Source organism: Rhodoferax sp. (genome assembly GCF_039922535.1).
Lineage (GTDB): Bacteria > Pseudomonadota > Gammaproteobacteria > Burkholderiales > Burkholderiaceae_C > Rhodoferax_B.
This window is the reverse complement of the sequence record NZ_JBDTEM010000435.1, coordinates 1-10,001: the sequence shown is the minus strand read 5'-3', so window position 1 is coordinate 10,001 and position 10,001 is coordinate 1. Positions and strand designations below refer to the sequence as shown.

Below are 10,001 nucleotides of genomic sequence, written 5' to 3'. Positions count from 1 at the left end.
CGCTTTGGCTTTGCTACCCCCCCTTTCCCGGCCTTTTTAATGGCCCATGCTGGCGCGGTTGATGGTGACCGGAACGGCTTTAAAAACCTGAAAAAACCTTAGATGCCCCTTGGTCACCAGTGGATAGCGTGTTTCTGAGGTTATGCCGCACCGTATTTGTGCCGGGTACAGCAAAAAGACTGCCCGCCAGATCGGCGACGAGAACCTGTCGAAACTTGAGATAAAAGCCGCACCCTATTTGTGTCGCATAAACAACCGCGAAAAACCGGCAGGCTAGTGATTACTAAAAGCACATCGCTCGAAGTGGATCGGCTGCATCTACTCACAAAAACTCACGTCGCCTCGCTGTCCCTTGCGCACTCGGGCGTAAATGTCTCAATACCGCCCGTAATTTACGGTTGATTGGCTGGCCACCTCTTGGCCCGCCGCAGTCGAAGTAAATGTTAACTTTTACTAACAGCGGCCCATCGCACCAACAGCACTTTTCAGCACTTTGCCGTTGACATCGCGCGCGCGTGCGTTGTGGTGCAGAAACTCCCTGTCTAAACCGTGGTCACCGTCTTGACACGGCCTCAATCGGTGCGGGTCCGAACAGCACACGCCACAGACTGCGCAGCACGATGTAGTTCAACGCCACTAAAAAGGCCACCATCAGCGCCCACCGGTGACGGTTCCTACCGTCAGGCCGACATAACCTAAGTCGTCGTAATCATCTTCCACAGCTGGTCGAGTCATCACAGTTCTCCATCCAAAGGTTGAAGGGGTAGCGTCCAATCTAGGGCAGTTTGATACTGGCAATATGACAAGTTCCCGGAAATCGAGTTGTTGATCTTCCAAACAGTGCGCCCCGCGTCGGCCCAGGCATTCAGAGCAATCTGCGTGCCGGGCATGTGGCTAGTCATCCTGCGGGCAAGGTGGCACCGACAAACGAACCGTGGCCCATTCCCCGGTTTTGGGGAGCGGGTCTGACAGCACATTTCTGAGCCTTCGTCGTTGCGCATAACCGGCTGAACTTTCAGCCCGTGTCGTTTCGCATGACCGCCCAGCGCCAGCACTACTCCACGCACCAACGACAAAAGCTGCGCACGGGCTTTCTCGTTTCTTGCTCGATGCATCACGCGGCGACCTGGGCTCACTTTTGAGCCGTCATTGTGGAGGGCGTACATTGGGTCCACTCAATCCCAGGCGCTCAGGTCTTGGGCGAACTCGTCACGCTCGCGGGTCACGCCATCGTCACCAACGCGCACGGCGAGCCGTGAAGGCTTGCCAGGCGGCTTTCTAGTGTGGCGGTCGCTCGCTTGTCGCATGGCAGCCCTTGCAACGTTTAAACGGGCCGGGTGCGGTGTGGTCCATTGCGACTTGCACCCCACGGTGCCCCAAAGTTCGGCCAACGTGGAAATGGCCTTTTGGGGTTCGCGGTCAGTTGGCTCCACTGCATCAATACCGATGCGGGTGCAGGGAACCAACTGCACAGAAGATGGTATATCTAGATGGTGTCCGTGAGACGGTGTAGGGAGAACCCCAAAAACACCCCCTACAGCACCGTGAGACGGTGCAGCGGACATGCTCTCTACACCGTGAGACGGTGCAGTAGGAGGACGCACTGCACCGTGAGACGGTGTAAGGCTTGCGTTTTTATTGCCTGCTTGGCGGTGCTTTTCGTACAGCTCTTGGCGTGTCGGCTTGATGGCACCAATCGCCAATTCAGCATAGGCACCTCGCTTGAACGTCTCCAATGCGCCGACGTCGTAACCCGGGAAACGGTCCAAGGCTCTCCAGGTCACGGCGTACCAGCTGGCTTTGTTAGGACGGTGGCCCTTGCAGGTCTCGTGAATGAAACCAGCCCCCAGCAATTCGACCTTAGCGCGTGCGATTACATCGTTTGACTTCCAGCCCCGCTTGGCCAGATACGCCGCGCCACAGAGCAGGCGTCCATTGTTGTCGCGCACGAACTGGCGTGCAATCTCCAACAGCAGCGAACGGGCTGGGTGCGATAAACGAGCGTAGGCTGTGCAATCCAACACAGTCCAAGGCAAGGCGACGAACGCGCCCGCATCGCGTCCTGAATCGCCCTTGCGGCCAATCTTGTTGCGTCCGTTAGCCATACTGCGCCTCCACGGTGTCCAGCATGGTGATGGCAGACAACGCCAGCATGGCGGCCTTGGCGCGGTCGTAGGCGGCGTGGTAATCGGGTGCACCCTGCATGGCTTTGGCAGCCACGGTCTGCGCCACACACAACAAGGACTGCGTGGGCATAGGCACGGTGCTGCGTTGGCCCGCTTCGATGCCCGCCGTCTTGTTGATCAGCTTGTTGACGTTCATGTGCACAAAGCGCGCACGATCAGAGCCACCGGCCAGCGCGTCTATTTCGTCGTGCAGAGCGCGATAGCTGGGCAGGTACTCGGCACCGTGTTGGATAGCTGCGCGCCGTGCTTCCCCAAAGGCTTTGACAAGACGCACCTTCAGTGCCCGCGTGCGTGCCGTGTTGCGGCTGTAGGTTAGCAGTAGGTAGGCTTGGTCTTCGATCAGCAGGGCGAAGCGCTCAGACTGACCACTAGGTGAAGCTCCGGTTTCAAACCGGACCTTGCCAAACTCTGCGAAGTCGGATTGGTGGTCTTTCACCAGCTCAAAAACGCTCTGGTGACGATTGCCCAGGGCCTCAGCCAGCAAGCGGGTATCCACGCGGGGAACTTCTTTGACTGCGACTAGCGCCAGCGGCTGGATGCTTTTGGGGATGTGCTTTTCAAGCGTGATCATGTTCTGCCCCCACGGTGTCCAGCACGTACAAGCCGACGCGGTGGGTATCACCTGACTCGGTGGTGACGGTTTGCCAAACCGTGGTGATGTTGTCACCACGATTGCGCAACTGCATCACCCGCGCCCTCGGGTCGTACACATCCAGATAGCGCATGGCTTCAAAGGTGGTGACGGGGAAGCGGGCCAGTGCTGCACGCATCCGAGTACATTGGCTAGCGCCACTTTGGCCCGCGTGGTCATCGCGTATCTGGTGCAAGGCGGCGATCTTGTCGGGGGTGCTCATGCTGTACCCCCTTAAGCCGTCAGCAGCTCGGTGCGCTTGGCGTGCAAGCGTGTCACCAGTGCTTTGATCTGCGCCTCGTTCTGGCCTGCGATGCGTGCGGCGTTGATGGCGGGCACCTCGGTATCGGGCCACCCTACCGAGCGCTCACCAATGGGCACGGGCTTTGTGAACAGGCCCGCCCGGATGGCGTTGTAAATGCTGGCGTGGCTACGGTGCCCGGTTTCTGCCTTGACGGCATCCATGCGAAAAAGTGCCATTGACTCCCCCTATCCGGCCTTGGCCGTAATTGCGATAGGTGATTGTTGAAGCGGCCTCCAGCCTTAACCGGCTAACTCAGGGCAGCCTTTTTCTGGCATCTGTCCAATACAGCTCTAGGGTCGAAAGTGCTAACTTTTTCCTCTCAAACTTATCGACATCAACCTCGTACCTTTTGACACCATTTATTGTGAGTCCTTTAATGCTTACGCTATCTGTGCCACTATGTTCGGCTTGGACAAAGTCGTTCAAGGTGCGAGTTAGATCCCCGTCGATCCATTGGCGCATCGCTGCAATCGTCGCGCTTTTAAAGGTCTCACCCGTTTTAGGTCTTGGTTTTTGGGCTATTGCTTTCTGCTTATATTTAGCCCAGCTACGAGCGACGGCGTCCATAAAATGGTCTATGGTTTTGGCATTCAGGTGTGCCCCAATTGCTGCATTCAAGATTGCTTGCTTGTCTGGATCGGCGTCATCACCGCCATGCTCAATGACCAACTCAAAGAGTTTTTCTGCGGCAACCGTGCGACTAAGACCTGCAAATGAGCTAGCGATTTGGAATGCGCTTTTGATCGTCGGCACTAAGCGCAAAAAATCATCTAGCTCTTGCTGGCTACTGAAGCCATTGAATGGGCCTTTAAACATTGCGCGTCCTAGACTAAGCCGTCTTAAACTGGATCACCTCAGCGCCAGCGGCCAAACGGTCTAGGTAATCGGCCCACGTTTGAATCTGCTCGAATCGCTTCTTTAGGTACTGGGTACGGTTGTAGCTGCGCCCGTTGGCATCCTTCACACCGTGAGCCAGGTTCGCCTCGATGGCCAACGGATCTAGGTCGAGTTGATCCACCAGCATCGTGCGGGCACTTGCCCTGAAGCCGTGCCAGGTCTGCTCAGTGCCAAAGCCCAAGGCATACAGGCCGCTGCGCACTGAGTTATCGGAAATGGGCCGGTCGTGGCTGCGCTCGCCAGGGAACACGTAAACACCATGGCCGATCAGCGGGTGCAGCTTGCGCAGCAGCTCTACAGCCTGTGTTGGCAATGGCACGGCGTGCGGGTCGCCACCCTCTTTCTCAGCCTTGGTGCGCTTCATTTTCATGCTTGGGATCGTCCACAGGCCAGCGTCCAGATCCAACTCGCCCCACTCCATCATGCGCAGGTTGCCAGGGCGCTGATACAGCATCGGGGCCAGTTGCAGCGCCGTGCGCACGATTGGCCCGCCCTTGTAAGTCTTAATGGCGCGCAGCAGATCACCAAACCGGGTTGGCTCCACGATGGCGGCAAAGGTCTTTCCACGGTATGGCGTTAGTCTGGCCTTCAAGCCTTCGGTGATGTTGCGTTGCTGTGCATCGGTGGTGGGCAACCAATATTCCCAGATTTGCCGCGCCAGCATCAGCGCCCGGTCAGCGGTTTCCAGTGCACCTCGCTCCTCCACTTTCTGCAAGGCGGCTAGCAACTCCATGGCGTGAATATCCACGATGGCACGTTCACCAATCCAGGGAAACAGATCGCGCTCCAGTTGCCGGGATATGCGCAGGGCGTGGCCATCGCTCCATTGGGGGGCCTGTTTGGCGTACCACTCCAGCGCCACCGTCTTGAAGGTATCCCCAATCGTGCGGCTGGATTTCAGCTTTTCGATCTTGCGCACCTGTACCGGGTCGCGCCCTTCGGACTTGTGTGCTTTGGCTTCATCACGCGCCAGCCGCGCAGCTTTGGGGCCAACTACTGGATAACTACCCAGTGCCATGCGGCCCTCTTTGCCATCCTTGCGGTACTTCCAGAACCAGCGCTTTGAACCGTTCGGGCTGACTTCCAGATACAGGCCACCAGAACAAGTCAGCCGCTCCCGTTTCTTGCCAGGTGGGCATATTGCGTTCTTGCATTCGGGATCGGTCAGCATGGGGAAACAACTCCAGGGAGGGGGAACAACTAGCGGGGGAGCTGGCAAGCCGGGGGAACAGATCGAGGGGTTTTCACTGGGGAATGGGGGAACGAACCCTCAAAACCCCTGTTTTCCCCCACTTGTTCCCCGTATTGTTCCCCCGCTTTGCCGTAGCTGTCAATATACGGCTTTGTACGCTGTTGCAGGCTAAGTAGCTGATTTACCAATGAAAAAGGCCGCTAACTGTATGTCGTTAGCGGCCTTCGTCGGTAGTGGTGGTGGAGCTGGGGGGATTTGAACCCCCGTCCGCAAGCCTTCTTCGAACAGTTCTACATGTGTAGCCGTCTGGTTTAAGTCTCGCCTTTTGCATCGCGCAGTGGCACGCTATGCAAAACGCCAGCAACCTATTTTCTTGAAGACCACTAAGTTACCCAATGATCTTCCAGCCAAATGAAGTTACCCCGCAGCCTGGACGGTCAAACCTTACGGCTTAGCCACCCTTGCCCAGCCTATTGGCTTGCTGTTGCGAGGCTCACGCGCAATTAAGCGGCGAGTGCGAAACGTTCGTCGTTTGCAGTTAGGTTTTTTCTGTTGTTTTACGAGGTGACAGAACCTCGACATGCCCTGCTGCGCGTCCGAACCCACGTCGAAACCAGTGCAGCCCCAAGTAATCTATTTTACCCGGCTTATGGCAACCAGTGCAGTAGCTCTAAAGGAGATTGGATCGTCGCGTGGGCACCCCATTGGGCGACATCGGCATTCCTCCCCAGATATCCGTAACCCGCAGCCACTGTCGCCATACCTGCGGCCAAGCCGGCCACTACATCACGCTCATCATCCCCAACATAAATACATTGCTCAGGAGCTAAACCCAAACGCCGGGCGGCTTCAAATAACGGTTCTGGATGGGGCTTTGCATGCGGCGTAGTATCGCCACCGACGATGGCATCTGCAGTTGTAAACAAGGGCATGGCTTGGGTTAAGGGCAAAGCAAACCGCTCAGACTTGTTTGTGACCACGCCCCAAGGGATCTGGCGTGCGACCAGTTGGGCCAGCAATTCCGGCACCCCCTCAAACGCATAGGTTTCCTGTGTCAGGCGGCGTTCATAGTTCACAAAGAACTCTTCTTTCATGGTCGCGAAATCGGGATGGTCGGGCTGCATGCCAAAAGCTACGCCCAACATGCCCCGGGCCCCTGCACCGACCATTGGGCGGTAGCGGCTTGGCTCAAAAGGCGGCAAACCACGGTCGGTACGCATTTTGTCTGCCGCACCCGCGAGGTCAGGGGCGCTGTCCACCAAAGTACCGTCCAAATCAAACAATACGGCCCGGATATTTTGAAACGCTGAATGCATGCGTGTGTTCACAACTTTTGTGTCGCAAACATATAGTTCACGCTAGTGTCGCCACTTAGCAAGTACCGCTGGGTAAGAGGATTGAATTCAAGCCCACGCGTATGCTGCAAGGTCAAACCTGCAGTGCGACAGTGCCTGGCCAACTCACTAGGACGTATCATCTTTCCATACTCGTGCGTACCGCGGGGTAACATATTGAGTAGATATTCGGCACCTACTACAGCCATCAAAAAAGCCTTGGTACTGCGGTGGATAGTGGAAAAAAATACCCAGCCTCCAGGTTTCACCAAAGTGGCGCAAGCCTTCACCACGGATGCGGCATCGGGCACATGCTCCAGCATTTCCATACAGGTAACCACATCGAAACTGGAGGGTTGCTCCTCTGCAATGTCTTCTGCGCTGACTTCACGGTACCGCAGATGGGGTGTCTGGGCCTCCATAGCGTGGAGCTGGCCTATTTTGAGGGCTTTGCTGGACAAATCGATGCCCAAGACGTCGGCACCACGGCGGGCCATCGAGTCGGCCAAGATGCCGCCACCACAGCCCACATCCAACACCTGCTGGCTCTGCAGAGGCGCGATGCCATCGATCCAATTCAACCGCAGGGGGTTAATCTGGTGCAGCGGGCGGAACTCGCTATCCAGATCCCACCACCGGTGCGCAAGATCTGAGAATTTAGCCAATTCGGCGGGGTCGGCATTCAAACTTGGATTCATCCGAATATTTTCGCAGATTGCGCAAAGCTCTCAGAGCACAATGAATTTAAACCACATATGAAAAAGCCCCTTGAGCTATTTACTCAAGGGGCTTTTTTTGGAGCTAGCCAAAAGGCCAACCCTACGCGGAGAAACCAGAAAAATCTGGTGTCTAGCGCATTAATTACTTGTTGCGCGTACCAACTACTTCGATTTCTACGCGACGGTTTTTAGCACGGCCTTCGGCAGTCTTGTTGTCAGCAACTGGTTGCTTTTCGCCCTTACCTTCGGTGTACACGCGGTTCTTTTCGATGCCGCTAGACACCAAGTAAGCCTTTACAGACTCAGAACGGCGAACCGACAGCTTCTGGTTGTAAGCATCGCTACCCACGGAGTCGGTGTGACCCACAGCAATAATGACTTCCAGGTTGATACCCTTAACTTTGCTTACCAGATCGTCCAGCTTAGCTTTGCCTTCTGGCTTCAGCACAGACTTGTTGAAGTCAAAGAATGCATCGGCGGCGTAGGTCACCTTTTCTGCAACCATCACAGGTGCCACAACAGCAGCTGGAGGAGCCATAGCTGCAGGAGCCATAGGTGCTGGTGCTGCCATCGGTGCTGGTGCCGGTGCTGGAGGAACAATAGCGCCGTCGCAACCTGGAGCTGCAGTAGCAGGTGTCCAGTTGTTGTCACGCCAGCACAGTTCGTTGGAGCCATTCTTCCAGACCAACTCGTTGGAGCCGTTCTTCCAGTTGTCAACGGTTTGGGCACCCGCGGCGGTTACAAGCGCTGCGGAGGCAAACAACATTGCCACTTTATTCAATTTCTTCATGGTTCTCCTCTTGGGGAAAAAGCCGCAGCAGCGCTGCGAAACGGGACGTTTACAGTGACCATCACTGCATACGTTCATTGAATTGTGCCACAGGGCTAAGGGGAAACGAGTAGGACAACAGGCATGCACGACGGTATACGCAGGCATTGTGGAACATGTGTTGCTGTGTGGCGACAGTCACTTGGGCCTAAAATAGTTGACCTCCGCTGTATGACGTTTGCCTCTCTATGACCCAGTTCGCCAAAGAAACCCTGCCCATCAGTCTTGAAGAGGAAATGCGCCGGAGCTACCTTGATTACGCGATGAGCGTGATTGTGGGCCGCGCCCTCCCTGATGCACGTGACGGTCTCAAGCCCGTGCACCGGCGTGTGCTGTTTGCCATGCACGAGCTCAATAACGACTGGAACCGCGCATATAAGAAGTCGGCTCGTATCGTAGGCGACGTGATTGGTAAGTACCACCCCCACGGCGACAGCGCGGTCTATGAAACCATCGTTCGCATGGCGCAGGATTTTTCCCTGCGCCACATGCTGGTAGATGGCCAAGGCAACTTCGGCTCGGTGGACGGCGACAACGCCGCCGCTATGCGCTACACCGAAATCCGCATGTCCAAGATCGCCCACGAGCTGCTGGCCGACCTGGACAAAGAAACCGTCGATTTCGGCCCCAACTACGACGGCAGCGAACAAGAGCCGCTGGTCATGCCAGCGCGTTTCCCTAATCTATTAGTCAACGGGTCCTCAGGCATTGCCGTGGGCATGGCCACCAACATCCCGCCACACAATCTGAACGAAGTGGTCGATGGCTGTCTGCACTTGCTGCGCAATCCGCAAGCCACGGTGGACGAGCTGATGGAGATCATCCCCGCGCCCGACTTCCCCACGGCCGGCATCATCTCCGGTATCAACGGCGTAACAGACGGTTACCGTACCGGCCGCGGCCGCGTCGTAATGCGCGCCAAGGTCCACTTTGAAGACATCGACAAAGGCCAGCGCCAGGCCATCATCGTTGACGAGCTGCCCTACCAGTGCAACAAGAAGACTTTGCAAGAACGCATGGCCGAGCTGGTGCACGAAAAGAAAATCGATGGCATCAGCCATATCCAGGACGAGTCCGACAAGTCCGGCATGCGCCTGGTGATCGAACTCAAACGTGGCGAAGTGCCCGAGGTGGTGCTAAACAATCTTTACAAGCAAACCCAGCTGCAAGACACCTTTGGCATGAACATGGTGGCGCTGGTCAATGGCCAGCCCAAGCTATGCAACCTGAAGGACCTGATCGAGGTCTTTCTGGAGCACCGCCGCGAAGTCGTCACCCGCCGCACCATCTTCAATCTGCGCAAGGCCCGCGAACGCGGCCATGTGTTGGAAGGTCTAGCCGTCGCGTTGGCCAATATTGACGACTTCATTGCCATCATCCGCAATGCGCCAACCCCACCCGTGGCCAAGGTCGAGCTGATGGCGCGCCCCTGGGACAGCAAGCTGGTGCGCGAAATGCTCACCCGCACCCGTGCCGACGGCGGCATGGTGAACGTGGACGACTACCGCCCGGACGGCCTGGAAAAAGAACTCGGCATGGGCCAGGACGGCCTTTACCGCCTGTCCGAAGTCCAGGCACAAGAAATCTTGCAGATGCGCTTGCAACGCCTGACCGGTCTGGAGCAAGACAAGATCGTTGCTGAATACAAAGAAGTGATGTCCGAGATCGAAGACTTCCTGGACATCCTGGCCAAGCCCGAGCGCGTATCGGCCATCATTGGCGAAGAACTCACCGCCATCAAACTGGAATTCGGCCAAACCAAGCTGGGTGCACGCCGCAGCTTGGTGGAATACAGCTCCTTCGACCTCAGCACCGAAGACCTGATCACCCCCACCGACATGGTGGTCACACTCTCCCACAGCGGCTATATCAAGAGCCAGCCTCTTTCCGAATACCGGGCCCAAAAACG

10 protein-coding genes and 1 other RNA gene are annotated in these 10,001 nt (G+C 56.6%); 1 reads left to right on the top strand and 10 read right to left on the bottom strand.

The window, feature by feature from the left end; genetic code table 11:
* Positions 1 to 1,175: 1,175 nt before the first annotated feature.
* The 10 genes from ABI213_RS20790 to ompA all read right to left on the bottom strand — a co-directional run bounded on the left by ABI213_RS20790 (position 1,176) and on the right by ompA (position 8,053).
* Entirely contained in the window at positions 1,176 to 2,105 is a 930-nt protein-coding gene (locus ABI213_RS20790) for a hypothetical protein (RefSeq protein ID WP_348006271.1), read from the bottom strand.
* A complete protein-coding gene (locus tag ABI213_RS20785) occupies positions 2,098 to 2,757 on the bottom strand; it encodes a Rha family transcriptional regulator (RefSeq protein WP_348006270.1) in 660 nt (219 codons plus the stop codon). The genes ABI213_RS20790 and ABI213_RS20785 overlap by 8 nt, the downstream gene beginning before the upstream one ends.
* Entirely contained in the window at positions 2,744 to 3,040 is a 297-nt protein-coding gene (locus ABI213_RS20780) for a helix-turn-helix domain-containing protein (RefSeq protein WP_348006269.1), read from the bottom strand. Before ABI213_RS20780 ends, ABI213_RS20785 begins: the two co-directional genes overlap by 14 nt.
* Positions 3,041 to 3,051: 11 nt before the next feature.
* Positions 3,052 to 3,297 (bottom strand): AlpA family phage regulatory protein, encoded by a 246-nt coding sequence (locus ABI213_RS20775; RefSeq protein ID WP_348006268.1) that lies wholly within the window; start codon positions 3,295 to 3,297, stop codon positions 3,052 to 3,054.
* Between the two features lie 76 nt (positions 3,298 to 3,373).
* Entirely contained in the window at positions 3,374 to 3,937 is a 564-nt protein-coding gene (locus tag ABI213_RS20770; protein WP_348006267.1) for a hypothetical protein, read from the bottom strand.
* Between the two features lie 13 nt (positions 3,938 to 3,950).
* A complete protein-coding gene (locus ABI213_RS20765) occupies positions 3,951 to 5,189 on the bottom strand; it encodes an integrase arm-type DNA-binding domain-containing protein (RefSeq protein ID WP_348006266.1) in 1,239 nt (412 codons plus the stop codon).
* 258 nt (positions 5,190 to 5,447) lie between these two features.
* Positions 5,448 to 5,836, bottom strand: a transfer-messenger RNA (tmRNA) gene (gene ssrA, locus ABI213_RS20760).
* A gap of 21 nt (positions 5,837 to 5,857) precedes the next feature.
* Complete coding sequence (locus ABI213_RS20755) at positions 5,858 to 6,526, bottom strand: HAD-IA family hydrolase (protein WP_348006265.1); 669 nt, start codon at positions 6,524 to 6,526, stop codon at positions 5,858 to 5,860.
* 8 nt (positions 6,527 to 6,534) lie between these two features.
* Positions 6,535 to 7,242, bottom strand: a complete 708-nt coding sequence (gene ubiG, locus ABI213_RS20750) for a bifunctional 2-polyprenyl-6-hydroxyphenol methylase/3-demethylubiquinol 3-O-methyltransferase UbiG (protein WP_348006264.1) — start codon at positions 7,240 to 7,242, stop codon at positions 6,535 to 6,537.
* Between the two features lie 163 nt (positions 7,243 to 7,405).
* Entirely contained in the window at positions 7,406 to 8,053 is a 648-nt protein-coding gene (gene ompA, locus ABI213_RS20745) for an outer membrane protein OmpA (RefSeq protein WP_348006263.1), read from the bottom strand.
* Positions 8,054 to 8,280: 227 nt separating this feature from the next.
* Here ompA and ABI213_RS20740 point away from each other — a divergent pair.
* Positions 8,281 to 10,001: DNA topoisomerase (ATP-hydrolyzing) (locus ABI213_RS20740; protein ID WP_348028488.1), on the top strand; the 1,721-nt coding region annotated here is incomplete at its 3' end.